Here is a 19550-nt window from a genome sequence, read left to right as displayed (position 1 = left end):
TTGTTGGCGTAAATATCAGCAATGCAGCATTTCCTCACGATTCTCCTTTGACGATCGCACTTTTTGCTCGTTATGATGGCCTCGCCAGCCTCAGTAAATCCTTACTCCGGCGGTGCGCAACCCATGCGCGTGAACCACTATCTGAATGCTCATCATGCCGAAATTTCGAGTTTCTTTATTTAGCCTGGCCCTGATGCTGGCTGTGCCTTTTGCGCCTCAGGCCGTTGCCAAAACGGCAGCCGCGACTACAGCTTCGCAGCCGGAAATTGCCTCCGGTAGTGCGATGATTGTTGATCTCAATACCAACAAAGTGATCTATTCGAACCACCCGGATTTGGTGCGTCCGATTGCTTCAATTACCAAATTAATGACTGCGATGGTGGTGCTTGACGCACGATTGCCGCTGGATGAAAAACTGAAAGTGGATATCAGCCAGACGCCAGAGATGAAAGGCGTTTATTCGCGCGTGCGACTGAACAGCGAAATCAGCCGCAAAGAGATGCTGTTGTTGGCGCTGATGTCTTCAGAAAACCGCGCAGCGGCAAGCCTGGCGCACCATTATCCTGGTGGCTATAACGCATTTATTAATGCGATGAATGCGAAAGCGAAATCTCTCGGAATGAACAACACGCGCTTCGTTGAACCGACCGGATTGTCGGTGCATAACGTTTCAACTGCCCGTGATTTAACCAAACTGCTGATTGCCACCAAACAGTATCCGTTGATTGGTCAGTTAAGTACCACTCGCGAAGAGATGGCGACCTTCTCAAACCCGGCTTATACCTTGCCATTCCGTAATACTAACCACCTGGTGTATCGCGATAACTGGAATATCCAGTTAACCAAAACCGGTTTTACTAATGCGGCGGGGCATTGCCTGGTAATGCGTACGGTCTTCAATAATAAACCGGTGGCGTTGGTGGTGATGGATGCATTTGGCAAATATACCCATTTTGCCGATGCGAGTCGTTTACGCACGTGGATTGAAACCGGCAAAGTGATGCCTGTTCCGGCAGCGGCGTTGAGCTATAAAAAACAAAAAGCCGCCCAGATGGCGGCTGGGCAGACGGCTCAGAACGATTAAGGGTAGGCAGGATAAGGCGTTCACGGCGCATCCGGTATTAGGTGGCCGTGCCTGATGCGATGCCTGCGCATCTTATCAGGCCTACAAATGTGACGCGTCCGTAGGCCGGATAAGGCGTTCACGCCGCATCCGGCATTAGGTGCCCGTACCTGATGCGATGCCTGCGCATCTTATCTGGCCTACATCTGCATCAGGCATCCAGCCGTATTTACTCTACTTCCTGCCAGTTTTTTCGCTTGCTGGTTTTACCGATCCCCGGGTTCATACTGTTGGTCGGATCGTTCTCGCGATAAAACTTCTGCAGCGTCTCCGGTGCCTTATACAAATGACCAACGTTATGTTCGGCGGGATATTGTGCGCCGCGCTGCTGCAATAGTTCCAGCATCTGCTCCTTCAACGCATGCACATCCACACCTTTTTTAACGATGTAATCCTGGTGGAAGACGTAACACATAAAATGGCCGTAATAGAGTTTATGCACTAACTGGCTATCGATCTCCGGCGGCAAATGCTCATACCACTCGGTGTCATTACGACGCAGAGCGATATCCAGTGCCAGAATGTCTTCGACTTCATCGGAATGCACCGCCTGATAACGAATTGCCGCACCTGCTGCTGCGAAACGGTGCAAAAATGCTTTGCTGCCTTCCTCCGGCGTACAGACAAAGAAATCACCTTCCGCCTGTTTGAAATAATCCACCAGCCAGGATTTGGCTTCGCTAATGCCATCGCCCGCCATTTTTAACAGCAGATGATGTTCATATTTATCGCGCCAGCTTTTCATACGCGGGGGCAAATGGCTGGGGAACAGATGGCCGAATTTCTGCATCGCACGGTCGGTAAAATGCGGGCGGAAGAATTTTACTTTTTCCAGCATCGCATCGGTACGCCCTTTGATATTAAAGAAGAGTGGCATCTTGTCGGTGCCAAGTTTATCGATCATCAGGAAGGTGTCTTTGCCGTATTTTTCCGCGATATCGTAGATATCCCGGTGCATGTATTCCCCGGCAACCGGCAGATTTTCAAAATTGGCCAGAATATGGCGGCGGATTTCAGTCAGGACTTCCGGCTGATTGGTGCCGATATAAAACACCTGCTGATTTTTCTCTGCTGCGAAAGTGTCGAGACGTACCGCGAATACCGCCAGCTTACCGGCGCAGCCGGAGGCTTCAAACAGTCGATCCGGGTCAGCGTTATAACGTGCGGGGGTGTCGGCTTCGATGTCACGCACGCGGTGAACATAATCATAATCGTGGGCGTGGCGGCCATCGTGGCGTACATCATCATCTTTGATGCGATCGTCATCCAGTTTGCTGAGGATCTGCTCCGGCGTTTCGCCCAGATCAATCCCCAGATGGTTGACCAGCGTCAGTTTGCCGTTTTCATCAATGCGCGCGAACAACGACATTTCGGTATACGCCGGACCACGCTGTACCAGCGAGCCGCCGGAGTTGTTACAGATCCCCCCGATGACTGATGCGCCAATGCAGGATGAACCAATCACCGAGTGCGGTTCGCGCCCCAATGGTTTCAGGGCTTTTTCCAGCGAATAAAGCGTGGTGCCAGGATATGCCAGCACTTGCTCACCCTTGCCGAGAACGTGCAGTTTGTCGAGTCGCAGGGTGCTGATGATAACGATATCGCGATCATAATCGTTACCGTTTGGCGTGGAGCCTTCGGTCAGGCCGGTATTGGCGGCTTGCATCAGAATAATTTTGTCAGCGGTGACGCAGGCTTTCAGTACCCGCCACAACTCCAGTAGCGAGCCTGGGAAAACAACGGCCAGCGCGTCGCCCTGACCGGAGCGGAAGCCCTTGCGATAGCGGGCTGTTTTTGCGGGATCGGTGAGCAGGTGTGAATGACCCACCAGGCGGGCAAGTTCATTCAAAAAGGCTTTATTATCAGTTGTTGTCATGGAAGACATTTTCCACTCCTTGTGGTGGCGAAAAAACATCACAAACTAGAATAGCGCCTTGTACGACAATTCAGCGAGTGAATATTTTGAAAATTCAGACAATAAACAGAGCATTCTTTTTCTCTCTCCATCATGCTTATGGCAAACTACGGTTTTTGCACCATTTTCGCTGCCACGTCGGGCAACAGAGGAAGAAAAATCCATATGAAATGGCTATGTTCAGTAGGTATCGCGGTGAGTCTGGCCCTACAACCAGCACTGGCGGATGATTTGTTCGGCAACCATCCATTAACGCCCGAAGCGCGGGATGCATTCGTCACCGATCTGCTCAAGAAAATGACGGTTGATGAGAAAATTGGTCAGCTTCGTTTAATCAGCGTTGGCCCGGATAACCCGAAAGAGGCGATCCGCGAGATGATCAAAGATGGGCAGGTGGGGGCGATTTTTAACACCGTGACTCGCCAGGATATCCGCGCCATGCAGGATCAGGTGATGGAACTAAGCCGCCTGAAAATTCCTCTCTTCTTTGCCTACGACGTGCTGCACGGTCAGCGTACCGTTTTCCCGATTAGCCTTGGTCTGGCGTCCTCTTTTAACCTCGATGCAGTGAAAACCGTGGGGCGCGTTTCAGCTTATGAAGCGGCAGACGATGGCCTGAACATGACCTGGGCGCCGATGGTCGACGTCTCGCGCGATCCGCGCTGGGGACGAGCTTCCGAAGGTTTTGGCGAAGATACGTATCTCACCTCAATTATGGGTAAAACTATGGTTGAAGCGATGCAGGGCAAAAGTCCGGCAGATCGCTACTCGGTGATGACCAGCGTTAAACACTTCGCTGCTTACGGTGCGGTAGAAGGCGGTAAAGAGTACAACACCGTCGATATGAGTCCGCAGCGTCTGTTTAATGATTATATGCCGCCGTACAAAGCGGGGCTGGATGCAGGCAGCGGCGCGGTGATGGTGGCGCTGAACTCGCTCAATGGTACACCGGCAACTTCCGATTCCTGGTTGCTGAAAGATGTTCTGCGCGATCAGTGGGGTTTTAAAGGCATCACGGTTTCCGATCATGGTGCAATCAAAGAGCTGATCAAACACGGCACGGCGGCAGACCCGGAAGATGCGGTGCGGGTGGCGCTTAAGTCCGGTATCAATATGAGCATGAGTGACGAGTATTACTCGAAGTATCTGCCTGGTTTGATCAAATCCGGCAAAGTGACGATGGAAGAACTGGATGACGCCACTCGCCACGTGTTGAACGTTAAATACGATATGGGGTTGTTTAACGATCCGTACAGCCATCTTGGGCCGAAAGAGTCTGACCCGGCGGATACCAATGCCGAAAGCCGTTTGCACCGCAAAGAAGCACGTGAAGTGGCGCGCGAAAGCCTGGTGTTGCTGAAAAACCGTCTCGAAACGTTACCGCTGAAAAAATCAGCAACCATTGCGGTGGTTGGCCCACTGGCAGACAGCAAACGTGACGTAATGGGAAGCTGGTCGGCAGCAGGTGTCGTCGATCAATCCGTGACTGTGCTAACCGGGATTAAAAATGCCGTTGGTGAAAACGGTAAAGTGCTGTACGCCAAAGGTGCGAACGTTACCAGTGATAAAGGCATTATAGACTTCCTGAATCAGTATGAAGAAGCGGTAAAAGTCGATCCGCGCTCGCCGCAAGAGATGATTGATGAAGCGGTGCAGACCGCGAAACAAGCTGATGTGGTGGTGGCTGTGGTCGGTGAAGCTCAGGGGATGGCGCACGAAGCCTCCAGCCGTACCGATATCACCATCCCGCAAAGCCAGCGCGATTTGATTGCTGCCCTGAAAGCCACTGGTAAACCGTTGGTGCTGGTGTTAATGAACGGTCGCCCGCTGGCGCTGGTGAAAGAAGATCAGCAAGCCGACGCGATTCTGGAAACCTGGTTTGCCGGTACTGAAGGCGGGAATGCGATTGCCGATGTGCTGTTTGGCGATTACAACCCGTCTGGCAAGCTGCCGATGTCCTTCCCGCGTTCTGTCGGGCAGATTCCGGTTTATTACAGCCATCTGAACACGGGGCGTCCGTATAACGCCGACAAGCCAAACAAATACACTTCACGTTATTTCGATGAAGCAAACGGGGCGCTTTATCCGTTCGGTTATGGTCTGAGCTATACCACTTTCACCGTCTCTGATGTGAAACTTTCTGCGCCGACCATGAAGCGTGACGGCAAAGTGACCGCCAGAGTGCAGGTGACAAATACCGGCAAACGCGAAGGGGCGACGGTTGTCCAGATGTACTTGCAGGATGTGACGGCTTCCATGAGCCGTCCGGTGAAACAACTGAAAGGCTTTGAGAAAATCACCCTGAAACCGGGTGAAACCCAAACCGTCAGCTTCCCGATCGATATTGAGGCGTTGAAGTTCTGGAATCAGCAGATGAAATATGACGCCGAACCCGGCAAGTTCAACGTCTTTATCGGCACTGATTCCGCACGCGTTAAGAAAGGCGAGTTTGAGTTGCTGTAACTCTTTATGAAGGGCGCGACGTTTGCGCCCTTTGCCTGATGCGCTGCGCTTATCAGGCCTACAGGTTGCAAACACCCCGTAGACTGGATAAGGCGCTCGCGCCGCATCCGGCAAAAAAACGCGGGCAGTATTTCCCTCTTCAGTATTTATCTGATTCTGCCACTGAATTCGTCCTGTCAGGCTAATCCCGTCATTATCAACTATGCTTTTTTCTTAATTCTCTGAAAATAACAGTAAAAGAATGAGGAAAGCATCATGCCACTCTCAAAGCTCCAGGCCGGTTCACTGGTTTTGATAGCCGCCGTGAGCCTGCCGCTACAGGCGGCTTCCCCCGTTAAAGTCGGTTCGAAAATCGATACCGAAGGCGCACTGCTCGGCAACATCATTTTGCAGGTGCTGGAAAACCACGGCGTTCCCACGGTAAATAAAGTCCAGCTTGGCACCACGCCAGTGGTGCGCGGGGCGATTACTTCGGGCGAACTGGATATTTACCCGGAATACACCGGCAATGGTGCTTTCTTCTTTAAAGATGAAAACGATGCGGCATGGAAAAACGCGCAACAAGGCTACGAGAAGGTCAAAAAACTCGATGCAGAGCAAAACCAGTTAATCTGGCTGACGCCCGCACCTGCGAATAACACCTGGACCATCGCCGTGCGTCAGGATATGGCAGAAAAAAACAAACTCACTTCGCTTGCCGATCTCAGTCGTTATCTGAAAGACGGTGGCACCTTTAAACTGGCGGCCTCGGCAGAGTTTATTGAACGCGCCGATGCGCTGCCCGCTTTTGAAAAAGCCTATGAATTTAAACTCGATCAGGAGCAGTTGCTGTCACTGGCAGGTGGCGACACGGCAGTGACGATTAAAGCCGCAGCCCAGCAAACGTCCGGCGTTAATGCGGCGATGGCCTACGGTACTGACGGCCCGGTAGCAGCGCTGGGGCTACAAACATTAAGCGATCCGAAAGGTGTCCAGCCAATTTACGCGCCTGCGCCAGTGGTGCGTGCGTCGGTGTTGAAAGAGTATCCGCAAATGGCGCAGTGGCTACAGCCTGTCTTCGCCAGCCTCGATGAAAAGACGTTGCAGCAATTGAATGCCAGTATTGCTGTAGAAGGGCTGGACGCGAAAAAAGTGGCTGCCGACTACCTGAAACAAAAAGGGTGGACGAAGTAATTTCCCGTGGCGCATCTTCGTATTAACTCTGTTCTGGCGTTGCTGCTGTTACTGATGGCAATAGCAGCGGCGTTGCCGTTTATCAGTTACGCACCTAACCGATTAGTTTCTGGTGAAGGTCGACAACTCTGGCAGTTGTGGCCGCAAACCATCTGGATGCTGGTGGGCGTTGGTTGCGCATGGCTGACTGCTTGTTTCGTTCCCGGAAGAAAAGGCAGCATTTTTGCTTTTCTCCTCGCGCAACTGGTGTTTATTTTGCTGGTATGGGGGGCAGGAAAAGCCGCGACGCAACTGGCGCAAAGTGGTAGCGCCCTGGCGCGTACCAGCCTCGGCAGTGGCTTCTGGCTGGCTGCGGCGTTGGCGCTGCTGGCCTGTAGCGATGCTATCCGGCGAATTTCCACGCATCCGCTATGGCGCTGGTTGCTGCATATTCAGATCGCCATTATTCCGTTGTGGTTACTGTTCTCTGGCACGCTTAACGATCTTTCGTTAATGAAAGAGTATGCCAACCGTCAGGATGTATTCGATGATGCACTGGCTCAACATCTGGCACTGCTGTTTGGTTCGGTACTGCCTGCGCTGGTTATCGGCGTACCATTGGGCGTCTGGTGCTACTTTTCCACCGCGCGGCAGGGGGCGATTTTTTCTTTACTCAATGTCATTCAGACCGTGCCTTCGGTGGCGCTGTTTGGTTTGTTGATCGCACCGCTTGCCGGACTGGCCGCTACCTTTCCGTGGCTGGGGACGCTCGGCATAGCAGGAACAGGCATGACGCCAGCATTGATTGCCCTGGTGCTCTATGCCTTGTTGCCGCTGGTGCGCGGCGTGGTAGTGGGCTTGAACCAGATCCCGGGCGATGTGCTGGAAAGCGCCAGAGCAATGGGCATGAGCGGGGGGCAGCGACTCCTTCATGTCCAGTTACCTCTGGCGCTGCCAGTATTTCTGCGCAGTCTGCGGGTGGTAATGGTGCAGACCGTCGGTATGGCGGTGATTGCGGCGTTAATTGGCGCGGGCGGTTTTGGTGCGCTGGTTTTTCAGGGACTGTTAAGCAGTGCCATTGATTTAGTGTTGCTGGGGGTGATCCCGGTGATTGTACTGGCGGTGCTGATCGACGCGCTGTTCGATTTGGTTATCGCACTGCTGAAGGTGAAAAGTCATGATTGAATTTAGCCATGTCAGCAAACAGTTCGGCACGCAAAAGGCCGTTAACGATCTCAATCTCAATTTTCAGGAGGGGAGCTTTTCGGTGCTGATTGGCACGTCAGGCTCCGGTAAATCAACCACTCTGAAGATGATCAACCGCCTGGTGGAGCACGACAGTGGCGTGATCCGTTTTGCCGGAGAAGAGATTCGTTCGCTGCCAGTGCTGGAGCTGCGCCGCCGAATGGGCTACGCCATTCAGTCGATAGGTTTATTTCCCCACTGGAGCGTGGCGCAAAATATCGCCACCGTACCGCAATTACAAAAATGGTCGCGGGCGCGAATTGACGATCGTATCGACGAATTAATGGCGCTACTGGGGCTGGAGGCAAATTTACGCGAGCGTTATCCGCATCAGCTTTCCGGCGGTCAGCAGCAGCGCGTGGGGGTTGCCCGTGCACTGGCTGCCGATCCACAAGTCTTGCTGATGGATGAACCGTTTGGCGCACTGGATCCGGTAACGCGCGGCGCGTTGCAACAAGAGATGACGCGCATTCACCGTTTGCTGGGGCGCACCATTGTGCTGGTGACTCACGATATCGATGAGGCGCTGCGCCTGGCGGAGCATCTGGTGCTGATGGATCATGGTGAAGTGGTGCAGCAGGGCAATCCGCTGGCGATGCTTACCCGTCCGGCGAATGATTTTGTGCGCCAGTTTTTTGGTCACAGCGAGCTGGGCGTGCGCCTGTTATCGTTACGCAGTGTGACCGATTATGTGCGCCGCAACGAACGTGCTGAAGGTGAGGCGCTGGCAGAAGAGATGACGCTACGTGATGCACTCTCATTGTTTGTCGCCCGTGGCTGTGAAGTGCTGCCGGTGGTTAACGCTCAAGGCCAACCTTGCGGCACACTGCATTTTCAGGATCTGCTGATGGAGGCGTAATCGCATGAAAATAGTGCGCGATCCGCTTTTCTGGTTGATTGCCCTGTTTGTGGCGCTGATTTTCTGGCTGCCATACAGCCAGCCGCTGTTCGGTGCCTTATTCCCACAACTGCCGCGGCCTGTTTATCAGCAAGAAAGTTTTGCTTCCCTGGCGCTGGCCCATTTCTGGCTGGTGGGGATCTCAAGTTTGTTTGCCGTGGCTATTGGCGTCGGTGCAGGAATTGCGGTCACTCGCGCGTGGGGTGCGGAGTTTCGCCCGATGGTGGAAAACATAGCCGCCGTTGGGCAGACTTTTCCACCCGTAGCGGTACTGGCGATTGCCGTTCCGGTGATGGGGTTTGGTCTGCAGCCAGCGATTATTGCGCTGATCCTTTATGGTGTATTGCCCATCTTACAGGCGACACTTGCCGGACTGGGAGCGATTGATGATAGCGTGACAGACGTTGCCAAAGGTATGGGAATGAGCCGGAGTCAGCGATTGCGTAAAGTGGAGTTACCGTTGGCCGCACCAGTGATTCTGGCTGGCGTGCGGACTTCGGTGATTATCAACATTGGCACGGCGACCATCGCCTCAACGGTCGGGGCCAGCACGCTGGGAACGCCGATCATCATCGGACTTAGCGGATTTAATACCGCTTATGTCATTCAGGGGGCGTTGCTGGTGGCACTGGCGGCGATCATCGTAGACCGCCTGTTTGAACGGCTGGTGCAGCGACTTAACCAGCACGCAAAATAAAGGTATAACCTGCGAGCATGACGCCACCGATACCGCCTAACGCCATCAACAGGAACAGAGTGATAACCCCAATTTTAGCTATGCGCATAATGCACTCCTTATGTTAACGAAAGGATTGTACAGTAAAGCGCATTTGTTAACGAATCATTAAATGCCAAGCGGAAAAATATCATGTCCTTGCTCTTGCCAGTGGGTAAGTTGCTGCTGCTGGGCGGGAGACTGGTTGTCACCGCACCATACCAATAATGTTCGGCCTTCGAACAGTTCCGGGCGTAGCTGATTGAGCGAGTGAGCGAGAACATCAATACGCCATCCCTGTTGGCTGGCGATCCAGCCTTCCAGCCACAGGCGGGTGGTGTCCTGAATATTCCAGCCGACGACCAGCGCATCTTTGCCCTGTTTTTTACGTGCCGAGGCCAGACAAATGGCGATGTAGTTGATCAACACGCCATCAAGGATCGCCAGCAACGTCTGGAGGGTTGGCTGCTGACACTGAAGCCGTCGGCGCAGAGGAATAAACAGATGTGTGGTGAGGGTCTGAGCGGGATAATCCTGACCGCGCTCTTTGATCCACATTCGCAGACTTTGCAGATTGCCGCTTTGCAGGTAATTAAGCAGAGTTTCTTGCTGATCGCGCCAGCCGTTCTGCACATCAACATTTTCATTACTGAGTAGCATTTTGACTTTGCTCACCTGCACGCCGTTGTCGATCCAGCGTTTGATCTCCCGGATCCGGTCGATATCCGCATCGTTGAACAGGCGATGACCGCCGTCGGTCCGCTGTGGTTTCAGCAATCCGTAACGTCTCTGCCACGCGCGTAACGTGACAGGATTGATATCACAAAGCAACGCCACTTCACCAATTGTGTAAAGCGCCATCCATCCTACCACCCTTGCTCGCGAGGTCCCGGTTTAACTTTAGACGTAGTTTTGCGAACCAGGTAGTTTTGCCCGTTTTTTGTTCATCTTCAGGGTGATTTTGTTTTTGCCAGATTGTTTTGAGTGATCGTAATCACGAATTCTCATTTTTCTGCAAGAGTTCAAAGAAAGTTAAACGCAGGCAATGTATGTTACGCATGTTTAAGGGATCTGTGGTTTGCGGGTATGTACGATTTTAATCTGGTGTTGCTGCTGCTTCAGCAGATGTGCGTTTTTCTGGTTATCGCGTGGTTAATGAGTAAAACGCCATTATTCATACCATTAATGCAGGTCACGGTTCGTCTGCCGCATAAATTTCTCTGCTATATTGTCTTTTCCATCTTCTGCATCATGGGCACCTGGTTCGGGCTGCACATTGACGATTCTATTGCCAACACCCGGGCGATTGGCGCGGTGATGGGCGGCTTACTGGGCGGCCCGGTGGTGGGCGGGCTGGTTGGTCTGACCGGCGGGTTACATCGTTACTCGATGGGAGGCATGACCGCGCTGAGTTGCATGATCTCGACCATCGTCGAAGGTTTGCTCGGGGGGCTGGTACACAGCATCCTGATCCGTCGCGGGCGCACCGATAAAGTCTTTAATCCGATTACCGCAGGTGCTGTTACATTCGTCGCGGAAATGGTGCAGATGCTGATTATTCTGGCGATTGCCCGACCTTATGAAGACGCCGTGCGTCTGGTGAGTAATATCGCTGCGCCGATGATGGTAACCAACACCGTGGGCGCGGCGCTGTTTATGCGCATTTTGCTTGATAAGCGCGCGATGTTTGAAAAATACACTTCGGCTTTTTCTGCCACGGCGCTGAAAGTGGCAGCCTCGACAGAAGGGATTTTGCGCCAGGGCTTTAATGAAGTGAACAGCATGAAAGTGGCGCAAGTGCTCTATAAAGAGCTGGATATTGGGGCGGTGGCGATTACCGATCGTGAGAAACTGCTGGCGTTTACCGGAATTGGCGATGATCACCATCTGCCCGGTAAGCCAATCTCTTCTACGTACACCTTAAAAGCGATAGAAACCGGCGAAGTGGTGTACGCCGACGGCAACGAAGTGCCTTACCGTTGTTCTCTGCACCCGCAGTGCAAGTTAGGTTCAACGCTGGTTATTCCATTGCGTGGCGAAAATCAGCGGGTGGTGGGAACCATCAAATTGTATGAAGCGAAAAACCGCCTGTTCAGTTCGATCAACCGCACGCTGGGTGAGGGGATCGCACAACTCCTTTCGGCGCAGATCCTCGCCGGGCAGTATGAGCGGCAAAAAGCGATGCTTACGCAGTCGGAAATCAAGCTGTTACACGCCCAGGTGAATCCCCATTTCCTGTTCAATGCGCTTAATACCATTAAAGCGGTGATCCGCCGCGACAGTGAGCAGGCCAGTCAACTGGTGCAGTATCTTTCTACTTTTTTCCGCAAAAACTTAAAGCGGCCTTCGGAGTTTGTTACTCTCGCTGACGAGATTGAACATGTGAACGCTTATCTGCAAATTGAAAAGGCGCGTTTTCAGTCGCGCTTGCAGGTCAATATTTCTATTCCGGAGGAATTATCCCAGCAGCAGTTGCCCGCGTTTACCCTACAACCGATAGTCGAAAACGCCATTAAACATGGGACATCGCAACTACTGGATACCGGGAGAGTGGCAATTAGCGCGCGCCGTGAAGGGCAACATTTAATGCTGGAGATCGAAGATAATGCCGGTTTGTATCAACCGGTAACCAATGCCAGCGGGCTGGGGATGAATCTGGTGGATAAGCGTTTACGTGAACGGTTTGGCGATGACTATGGGATCAGCGTCGCCTGTGAGCCTGATAGTTACACCCGAATAACGTTACGACTGCCATGGAGGGATGAGGCATGATTAGAGTCTTAATTGTCGATGATGAACCGTTAGCACGGGAAAACCTGCGCGTATTTTTGCAAGAGCAGAGCGATATTGAAATCGTCGGTGAGTGTTCAAACGCCGTGGAAGGGATTGGCGCGGTGCATAAACTGCGCCCGGATGTGCTGTTTCTCGATATCCAGATGCCGCGCATCAGTGGTCTGGAAATGGTGGGGATGCTCGACCCGGAACATCGTCCATATATCGTTTTTCTGACTGCGTTTGATGAATACGCCATTAAAGCCTTTGAAGAACATGCTTTTGATTATCTACTGAAGCCGATTGATGAAGCGCGGCTGGAGAAATCCCTGACCCGCCTGCGTCAGGAACGCAGCAAGCAGGATGTTTCCTTGTTGTCGGAGAATCAGCAAGGACTGAAATTTATCCCTTGTACCGGTCACAGCCGTATTTATTTGTTGCAAATGAAAGATGTGGCATTTGTCAGCAGTCGGATGAGCGGTGTTTACGTCACCAGTCACGAAGGTAAAGAGGGCTTCACTGAACTGACTTTACGCACCCTGGAGAGTCGTACGCCGCTACTGCGTTGTCATCGGCAGTATCTGGTTAACCTCGCGCATTTGCAGGAGATTCGTCTGGAGGATAACGGCCAGGCGGAGTTGATTTTGCGTAATGGCTTAACCGTTCCGGTCAGCCGTCGTTATCTGAAAAGTTTAAAAGAGGCGATTGGCCTGTAAAAGACTGCTAAAATGGCTTTTTGCCTCATCAACACCTGAAGGCCTCATGCTAAGTAACGATATTCTGCGCAGCGTGCGCTACATTTTAAAAGCCAATAATAACGACCTGGTGCGTATTCTCGCGCTGAGCAATGTTGAAGCTACCGCCGATCAGATCGCTATCTGGCTGCGTAAAGAAGACGAAGAGGGATTTCAACGTTGCCCGGACATTATTTTGTCTTCATTCCTGAATGGCCTGATTTATGAAAAACGCGGCAGGGATGAGTCTGCACCGGCACTGGAGCCGGAACGTCGTATTAATAACAACATTGTGCTGAAAAAATTGCGCATCGCGTTTTCGCTGAAAACCGATGACATTCTGGCGATCCTCACCGAACAGCAGTTCCGTGTTTCCATGCCGGAAATTACTGCAATGATGCGCGCACCGGATCATAAAAACTTCCGCGAATGCGGCGATCAATTCTTGCGTTATTTTCTGCGAGGGCTGGCAGCGCGCCAGCATGTGAAGAAAAGCTAAGACGGATATGGCGGCCATGTAAGAACATGGCCGCCGACAGATTATTTCACTTCTTTAAAGCCTGCGGCTTTCATCACCAGTTCCATTTGCGCCATAGTGATGCCTTTTTTGGCATCTTCAGCAGAAATGTTGATGCCAGAAATACCCTGCAGGGCTTTAAAATCAACTTTCTCCATATCGATAGTTACGTTTTCCTGTGCGTAAGTATCTGTAAAAGTTAATTTTTCTTCAACGCCAGCAATGTTTTTATATTTTGCGCTTAACGGCTCAAGCGTTTTAGCTGCATCTTCTTTGTTAGCCGCACCGATGGATGCGAACTGAATTTTAGTTTCTGAAGATTGCTTAAGTACCTTGTCGCCTTTGTAGACATAGGTAATGGCAATTTCAGTACCGTTCAGATTGGCACTAAATTTCTTTGATTCTTCTTTGTCACCACAGCCAGCGAGAGAGAAAACCAGAACAGATGCAACAACGAGGGAAAACAGCTTGTTGAAAGCCTTCATGTAAAACTCCATTTTATCAAGATCAGAAAACTGGTGACTCTCACCAGGGCGCTATAGAATATTCTTTATACCTCGTCTTGAGCAGTCCGGAAATGGAGTAGAACTCTTAATAAAAAGCATTTTTCCCCCCTTGTTGCCCGAGCATCAGTAACAACTGTTCACAGAGTAAAACGCAGTTGTTTAATGTTTCACCCAGAGCCTCTCCCTCTGTAGTACGCAATTGATTCAACAAATGTGCCAGCCGGTAAAAGCCCGCCCCGGTCAACTCATTTACCAGCAAGCCGACCTGACTGATGACACTTTGCCCCTGATAGCGCCAGCCGTTATGTAGCACCTGAATTAATAATGACTGGCAGCGCATCAACAACTGATGAGCGGTGGACGGCACAGGAAGAACGCTGGCGGAAGGTAGCGGTGCCACAGACGCAGTTTCTGCATCCAGCGCCCAGGCGCGAGATTGGGTCATCATCACCCGTGGCTCCAGCGTTAACTGTCCTTCGGTAAAACTGACGAATCCAGAAACCAGACACACGGGATCATCTTGCTGTCGTAACAGGGACGCCATGCGTTCAACGGCAAAGGGTGAGCTGGCAGAGGCTGGCAGTGATAACGTCAGCACATTATCTTCGCCTTCGCCACTGATTACCTGCGCATCCAGTGTCTGGCGGCTGCTGTCCCAGCCAAGTGAAATACACTCAGCCACAGGCAGAATAAATAAATTATCCACCTGATTAAGCGGGCGAACGGAGACTGGCGGGCGCTGGCGTAAGTATTCCCGTAACGCTACGATTCCCGGCTGGCGCAGCGGCGCACTCAGCATTTGCCACGCATCCGGAGACAGTGGAACGACGCTGCTTAAGCGGTTGCGCGTACCTAACAACAGCTCACCTTCGGCACTGCGTTTCGCTGCTTGTGAGACGATTTGCCCTCCCGCCAGCGCCCCTGCCTGAAAGGTAAATAGCCGACGCGTTGCCGCAGGCGCGTTTTCCTGTTCACTTCTCGGCCAACTGCGTGAAAGGTGCAAAATACTACCGGTGTCGGGGTCGGTGAACCAGATCCGTAAACCATACTGTTGGAAGTCTTGCCAGCTACGCATACCTAATGACACCAGCCGCAGATGATCCAGTTTTGCTTCTCCGGCAATCCCTGCGCCAACGACCGTGCGCCACGGCATGGGCGGTACTTCACCGACACAGTCACGTCGTACCATCTCTTGTGCACTGGCTAACCGACTGTTTAATGCTGCAAGCTGGCGCAAACATTCTCCTGCGTGATAGTGGCTGGCGCGGGCGTGGAACGCATCAACGCTGGCACGCAGTTGCCGTAGCGATTCACTTACCCATCGCCAGTTGCAGGCTTCTGCCGCTTGCCGGGCGCGGCTGAATGCTGCCTCGTAATGAATTAACGGCTGGCTGATCCCCCCCAGCCATAACGCGTAACTTAATTGCTGGACATATTTACGACAGGCTTTGCCCTCATCGCTGGCAAATGGATCGTCATTTGATGCGATTTGTTCGCTGCGCATCTGCCAGAGCAAATGAGAAAATTCTGCCTGCTGTGCTTTGGCCTGGACGAATGCCTGCACTGCCAGTACCACGTGTTCGCACAGCGTTCCTTCAATGCAATCACAACGGGCGAAACGAATACTGCTGCGGGAATAAAAACGCACATCGCTCATCGGTAAGCGGGCAGAGGGAATTTCGCCTGGCGCGCAGAACAGTTCAATAGTTATACCTTTGGCGACCAGGGATTGTGCGCGTTTGTGCGTGGCAGTGGGCAGGGTAGTCAGTTCTTCCAGCCAGATTGCCGGGGGCCATTCCTCTGCTTTTTCCGTGGGCTGAGGGGTAGCACAAAGTCGCTGATAACTTAACACCAACATCACGCGATGGCGGCACATGCCGCTGGCCCCGCAGCTACACTGGGCCTCTTTCAGAGCCTGACCGTTTGCCAGTTGGCAGCGTGTACCGTCACTGAAAGTGGCGATCAGTGTGCCGCTCTCATGGCTAATTTCTGGGATATTGCCATTTTCCAGTTCCTTAAGGCTGCGCTTAACAAAACCGGCATTACTTAACGCTGTCAGTGCCTGTGGCGTCAGTTCTAATAATTCCGGGCGTAGTGAATTCATGACTGAAGATTCTCCGCCAGCCAGGAAGCCAGTTAACCCGGCGTCATGGCAGCTATTTGTGCACCGACATTGACCAATGCCTGGGCCATATCCCGGTCATAACAGGGGGTTGCTGTGCTGTCGAGCGCCGCCAGCCCCAGCACCTTGATGCCGCTTTGAACACACTGCTTCACCTGGTGGATGAGTGATGACGATGTTCCGCCTTCATAAAAATCGCTTACCAGAACAATCACGCTTTTACCTGGTTGTTCAATAAGTTGACGGGCGTACTCCACTGCACTGGCGATATGCGTTCCACCGCCCAGTTGCACTTTCATTAATAACTCTACCGGGTCGGCAACGTCGGCAGTGAGATCTACGACGCTGGTATCAAATGCCACCAGATGGGTGCGAATGCCGGGTAATTGCCATAAACAGGCCGCCATCACTGCTGAGTGGATCACTGAATCAACCATCGATCCGCTTTGATCGACCAGTAAAACCAGTTGCCATTGTTCACTATGGCGCTTAATGCGACTGTTAAAGCGGGGTGATTCGATATACAACTTGCCGCGTTTGGGGTCCCAGTGCTGCAGGTTGGCCCGCAGGGTACTTTTGAAATCGAAATTGCGCGCCAGGGGAATATGCGAGCGGCGACGGCGGTCACGCACACCAGAAAAAGCCTGACGAACTTCTTTGGCCAGCCGCGCCATAATTTCTTCAACAACCTGGTGCACTATCTTGCGAGCGGCTGCCAGCACCTCGGGATTCATCAGATGTTTAGTGTGCAATACGGCGCGTAGCAGGCTTTCGGAAGGTTGCATGCGTTCCAGCACTTCAAGATTTGTCACCACATCTTCTATGCCATAGCGCAGCACGGCGTCGCTTTCCAGTCGCTCAATTACCTGCTGTGGGAAGAGCGTGTGAATATCATTGATCCACTCGGGCGTTGTGAGAGTTGAACTGCCCAGCCCTCCGTGCCGTTCACCGCGTTGAATGCGCTCAGGATCGCGCCCGTATAGCCACTCCAGGGCGTGGTCTATCCGTCGGGCGTTGCCATCAAGACCGCAAAGGGTAGTTTCAGCCGCTTCACCAAGAATCAATCGCCAGCGCTGTAGCTCACGGGTAGTCAGAAGGTCGTTCAGTTCAGACATGGAAAACTCCCCAGTGTTGCAGTGACGCCAGTGCCTGCTGTTCCAGTTGTTGATGATGAGCAATGGTTTGCGGTGGACAATGTAACGGCATTTGCAGTGCCGGGACGGGGAGCTGCGCCAGTTGGTAATGCTCAAGCACCTGATGCGCCAGCGCCCCGCGTTCTCGAGGCGGTAGCCAGGCCATCGCTGCACGTAAATCGGGCAGAGCGTTAATAAAATCGGCGTCGCTAAGTTGATTCAAATGAGTGCTGAAACCGGCGATAAATGCAGGCTGAGAAGCCAGTTGATGGCGAGCCAGCGCCAGCAAACCATGTAGGGCTTCGCCTGACTCAGTCGGGGATAATTGCGCCAGCATATCCAGTGCGCTTTCGGCACTGGCGTTGGGATGTTCCAGACGCATCAGCGCCCCGAGAGCCGCGCCGCGATCCAGCGCCGGGGCATGAATCGCCTGACTGCGGCGCTCCAGTAAGGCCAGGGCGGCGGAAAGCGAAACACCTGGCAGTTGAATGCCACAATGGAGATCGCGCAGGATATGGCACAGCGCCTGCCAGCTATGCAAATGGGCGTGAAATTCTTTTTCGTCCGGCCTGCCGTTGGATTCACATAACCACAACGTTCGATCTATCGCCGCACACAGTGTGGTTTGCAGTATTAGCGCCCCTTGCATACCGCCAGTCTCATCCAGACGCCACAAGGCATAAAGCACTTCCAGCGCCTGACCCATTTCGGCAAACTGATTTTCCTGGGCGATTAATAATGTGAGTTGCTCCAGTAATTGCTGACTGAAGGACTCCAGACCAGCTAACGCCGCCTGGCTAAGACATGTGGTGATGTTGCCGATTCCTCCTGTGTCCAGCATATCGGCTTCTAATTTATTGCGTGCGGCTTCCAGGAGTGTGGCACCAAAGCAGGCGGCCTCAATCAATGCCGCATGTTGGCTAAGCGGCAGGGTTAATTTCCATTGTTCTTCACCGTTACCCGCAAGCGTCAGTGTACTTCCCTGCTGGCGCACTATCCCCGGGATCTCCAGTATCGCCAGCCGATGCAACACCTGACTTTGTACCAGCCCGCAGGGGGTAAAGCGATTTAACGCCAGGTTGGACGGAAGAGTGATTTCGGTACGTTCCAGTTCAGACGTGACATCTTTTGGCAGCGGCGGTTGTGGCGTGGAGGGGGCTAGTTTACCGAATCTGGCACCCGCTAATGTGTCTATCAACGTTAGCAGAATTGGATCGGTATCGGGATGAATGACCCCGCGATAGCTCCACGGCAACGGCGCGTTTAATGCCTCTTTAATAAGCGATCCGGCTAATGCATCCAGCCAGTCACTGCGTAGCGGCAATCTGTGACCGCGCAATTGTGCCAGTGCCATCGCATGTAGATGCGCGGCAGCCATATCAGCGGTAGATGCGGGTAAGTGGTGCTGGCGCAAACGGGTAAGAATCGTTTTAAGTAACAGCTCACCTGCGCGTTGCAAACCAAATTTCCAGCACCAGTTTTGCCAGACCGGAGCAGGCATTCCTGAAAGGTATCCCGCCAGCACATCAAGGCGCTTTTCACTGTATGGCGTCAGATAACAACCGGTCACTGCATCCGGTAATGAGGGTAGCCTGGGTTTTCTCTCTTCCTGAGAATATTGGCGCCACAATTTTTCCAGTGCAGGGGCATGCCAGCCACCGCAGACGACTAATACATTGCCGTTGTTTTGCTGCATCGCCCAGGCAATCCAGCGGGCCATAAAGGCTTCGCGCTGGCGATTTACCGAATCACCCGCATCATTACCACGAAGTTGCACAAAGTATTGCGCCAGAGCGGATTGAAGTGTGGACTGCTGGCTTTCATCTTCGAACAGGTGATCCCACAGGGTATCGCTGTTATCCATACTGGTAGCGAGTAGCAGTAAGGCCTGATGGTTATTAGCCGCAACAGGTTCATCTTCATCTTCTTCACTCTGTGCCCAGCAAGGTAAATCGATAAACCAGGTTTGTGCCTGGATGCTGCGGGCAGCATGTAGCGCCTGCCACTCAGGTGAAAACTCGGCAAATGGGGTCCAGGCACCGCGCCCTGGGGCAACACCGTCCTGATACTGACAATAACTGTATATGGCTACCGGAAGCTGGTGGACTAAAAACAGTTCATCTACCCGGTCATTAAAATCGGCCGGTCCTTCAATCAACACGTATCGCGGTTGCTTGCTTTCAATTAGCGATTTCACCAGACGGGCGCAGGCCGGACTATGGTGCCGGATGCCGACAATTAACGGCTCACTCATG

16 protein-coding genes are annotated in these 19550 nt (G+C 52.7%); 9 read left to right on the top strand and 7 right to left on the bottom strand.

Annotated elements, in window-relative coordinates:
• Positions 1-154 precede the first annotated feature (154 nt).
• Positions 155-1084: a D-alanyl-D-alanine endopeptidase gene (gene pbpG, locus C0K55_RS00370; RefSeq protein WP_038355335.1), complete on the top strand. Its 930-nt coding sequence runs from the start codon at positions 155-157 to the stop codon at positions 1082-1084.
• A 208-nt stretch (positions 1085-1292) separates the two neighbouring features.
• On the opposite strand, the gene dld is transcribed toward pbpG, so the two are convergent.
• Complete coding sequence (dld, locus tag C0K55_RS00365; protein WP_105266128.1) at positions 1293-3008, bottom strand: D-lactate dehydrogenase; 1716 nt, start codon at positions 3006-3008, stop codon at positions 1293-1295.
• A gap of 195 nt (positions 3009-3203) precedes the next feature.
• Between dld and bglX the strand changes: the two genes are divergently transcribed.
• The 5 genes from bglX to C0K55_RS00340 all read left to right on the top strand — a co-directional run bounded on the left by bglX (position 3204) and on the right by C0K55_RS00340 (position 9493).
• The gene (gene bglX / locus C0K55_RS00360) at positions 3204-5501 is read left to right on the top strand and encodes a beta-glucosidase BglX (RefSeq protein WP_105266129.1); all 2298 of its coding nucleotides are present in this window, start codon (positions 3204-3206) and stop codon (positions 5499-5501) included.
• 255 nt (positions 5502-5756) lie between these two features.
• Complete coding sequence (gene osmF, locus C0K55_RS00355) at positions 5757-6674, top strand: glycine betaine ABC transporter substrate-binding protein OsmF (RefSeq protein WP_001131224.1); 918 nt, start codon at positions 5757-5759, stop codon at positions 6672-6674.
• 6 nt (positions 6675-6680) lie between these two features.
• Positions 6681-7838 (top strand): ABC transporter permease, encoded by a 1158-nt coding sequence (locus C0K55_RS00350; protein WP_105266130.1) that lies wholly within the window; start codon positions 6681-6683, stop codon positions 7836-7838.
• Positions 7831-8757: a glycine betaine ABC transporter ATP binding protein YehX gene (gene yehX / locus C0K55_RS00345; RefSeq protein ID WP_000569388.1), complete on the top strand. Its 927-nt coding sequence runs from the start codon at positions 7831-7833 to the stop codon at positions 8755-8757. Before C0K55_RS00350 ends, yehX begins: the two co-directional genes overlap by 8 nt.
• A 4-nt stretch (positions 8758-8761) precedes the next feature.
• Complete coding sequence (locus C0K55_RS00340) at positions 8762-9493, top strand: ABC transporter permease (protein ID WP_105266131.1); 732 nt, start codon at positions 8762-8764, stop codon at positions 9491-9493.
• On the opposite strand, the gene C0K55_RS00335 is transcribed toward C0K55_RS00340, so the two are convergent.
• Together C0K55_RS00335 and mlrA are read right to left on the bottom strand one after the other, a co-directional pair.
• Positions 9474-9581: a protein YohO gene (locus C0K55_RS00335; RefSeq protein ID WP_001216965.1), complete on the bottom strand. Its 108-nt coding sequence runs from the start codon at positions 9579-9581 to the stop codon at positions 9474-9476. The two genes, C0K55_RS00340 and C0K55_RS00335, sit on opposite strands and share 20 nt — an antisense overlap.
• 59 nt (positions 9582-9640) lie before the next feature.
• Entirely contained in the window at positions 9641-10372 is a 732-nt protein-coding gene (gene mlrA, locus C0K55_RS00330; protein WP_001240391.1) for an HTH-type transcriptional regulator MlrA, read from the bottom strand.
• Positions 10373-10597: 225 nt separating this feature from the next.
• On the opposite strand from mlrA, the gene btsS reads away from it, so the two are divergent.
• From btsS to C0K55_RS00315, 3 genes are read left to right on the top strand one after another with little or no spacing between them, the layout of a single operon-like run.
• The gene (gene btsS / locus C0K55_RS00325) at positions 10598-12283 is read left to right on the top strand and encodes a two-component regulatory system sensor histidine kinase BtsS (protein WP_001516697.1); all 1686 of its coding nucleotides are present in this window, start codon (positions 10598-10600) and stop codon (positions 12281-12283) included.
• Positions 12280-12999 (top strand): two-component system response regulator BtsR, encoded by a 720-nt coding sequence (gene btsR, locus C0K55_RS00320; protein ID WP_001516696.1) that lies wholly within the window; start codon positions 12280-12282, stop codon positions 12997-12999. The genes btsS and btsR overlap by 4 nt, the downstream gene beginning before the upstream one ends.
• Before the next feature lie 46 nt (positions 13000-13045).
• The gene (locus C0K55_RS00315) at positions 13046-13516 is read left to right on the top strand and encodes a DUF1456 family protein (RefSeq protein WP_001516694.1); all 471 of its coding nucleotides are present in this window, start codon (positions 13046-13048) and stop codon (positions 13514-13516) included.
• Positions 13517-13557: 41 nt separating this feature from the next.
• Here the strand turns inward: C0K55_RS00315 and C0K55_RS00310 are convergent, their stop codons facing one another.
• The 4 genes from C0K55_RS00310 to C0K55_RS00295 all read right to left on the bottom strand — a co-directional run bounded on the left by C0K55_RS00310 (position 13558) and on the right by C0K55_RS00295 (position 19549).
• Entirely contained in the window at positions 13558-14019 is a 462-nt protein-coding gene (locus tag C0K55_RS00310) for a YehR family lipoprotein (protein WP_001516693.1), read from the bottom strand.
• A gap of 106 nt (positions 14020-14125) precedes the next feature.
• Positions 14126-16144 (bottom strand): SWIM zinc finger family protein, encoded by a 2019-nt coding sequence (locus C0K55_RS00305; RefSeq protein WP_105266132.1) that lies wholly within the window; start codon positions 16142-16144, stop codon positions 14126-14128.
• A gap of 32 nt (positions 16145-16176) precedes the next feature.
• Entirely contained in the window at positions 16177-17277 is a 1101-nt protein-coding gene (locus C0K55_RS00300) for a vWA domain-containing protein (protein WP_105266133.1), read from the bottom strand.
• Entirely contained in the window at positions 17270-19549 is a 2280-nt protein-coding gene (locus tag C0K55_RS00295) for a DUF5682 family protein (protein ID WP_105266134.1), read from the bottom strand. The genes C0K55_RS00300 and C0K55_RS00295 overlap by 8 nt, the downstream gene beginning before the upstream one ends.
• Position 19550 lies beyond the last annotated feature (1 nt).

Source organism: Escherichia sp. MOD1-EC6098 (assembly GCF_002965865.1).
GTDB lineage: Bacteria > Pseudomonadota > Gammaproteobacteria > Enterobacterales > Enterobacteriaceae > Escherichia > Escherichia marmotae.
The sequence above is the reverse complement of the archived record's forward strand: the minus strand, read 5'-3'. Positions and strand labels throughout refer to the sequence as shown.

Excerpts from the sequence above, each read along its gene's own strand:
- pbpG (WP_038355335.1), top strand. The coding sequence starts at position 155 with ATGCCGAAATTTCGAGTTTCTTTATTTAGCCTGGCCCTGATGCTGGCT.
- dld (WP_105266128.1), bottom strand. The coding sequence starts at position 3,008 with ATGTCTTCCATGACAACAACTGATAATAAAGCCTTTTTGAATGAACTT.
- bglX (WP_105266129.1), top strand. The coding sequence starts at position 3,204 with ATGAAATGGCTATGTTCAGTAGGTATCGCGGTGAGTCTGGCCCTACAA.
- osmF (WP_001131224.1), top strand. The coding sequence starts at position 5,757 with ATGCCACTCTCAAAGCTCCAGGCCGGTTCACTGGTTTTGATAGCCGCC.
- yehX (WP_000569388.1), top strand. The coding sequence starts at position 7,831 with ATGATTGAATTTAGCCATGTCAGCAAACAGTTCGGCACGCAAAAGGCC.
- C0K55_RS00340 (WP_105266131.1), top strand. The coding sequence starts at position 8,762 with ATGAAAATAGTGCGCGATCCGCTTTTCTGGTTGATTGCCCTGTTTGTG.
- C0K55_RS00335 (WP_001216965.1), bottom strand. The coding sequence starts at position 9,581 with ATGCGCATAGCTAAAATTGGGGTTATCACTCTGTTCCTGTTGATGGCG.
- mlrA (WP_001240391.1), bottom strand. The coding sequence starts at position 10,372 with ATGGCGCTTTACACAATTGGTGAAGTGGCGTTGCTTTGTGATATCAAT.
- btsS (WP_001516697.1), top strand. The coding sequence starts at position 10,598 with ATGTACGATTTTAATCTGGTGTTGCTGCTGCTTCAGCAGATGTGCGTT.
- btsR (WP_001516696.1), top strand. The coding sequence starts at position 12,280 with ATGATTAGAGTCTTAATTGTCGATGATGAACCGTTAGCACGGGAAAAC.
- C0K55_RS00315 (WP_001516694.1), top strand. The coding sequence starts at position 13,046 with ATGCTAAGTAACGATATTCTGCGCAGCGTGCGCTACATTTTAAAAGCC.
- C0K55_RS00310 (WP_001516693.1), bottom strand. The coding sequence starts at position 14,019 with ATGAAGGCTTTCAACAAGCTGTTTTCCCTCGTTGTTGCATCTGTTCTG.
- C0K55_RS00305 (WP_105266132.1), bottom strand. The coding sequence starts at position 16,144 with ATGAATTCACTACGCCCGGAATTATTAGAACTGACGCCACAGGCACTG.
- C0K55_RS00300 (WP_105266133.1), bottom strand. The coding sequence starts at position 17,277 with ATGTCTGAACTGAACGACCTTCTGACTACCCGTGAGCTACAGCGCTGG.
- C0K55_RS00295 (WP_105266134.1), bottom strand. The coding sequence starts at position 19,549 with ATGAGTGAGCCGTTAATTGTCGGCATCCGGCACCATAGTCCGGCCTGC.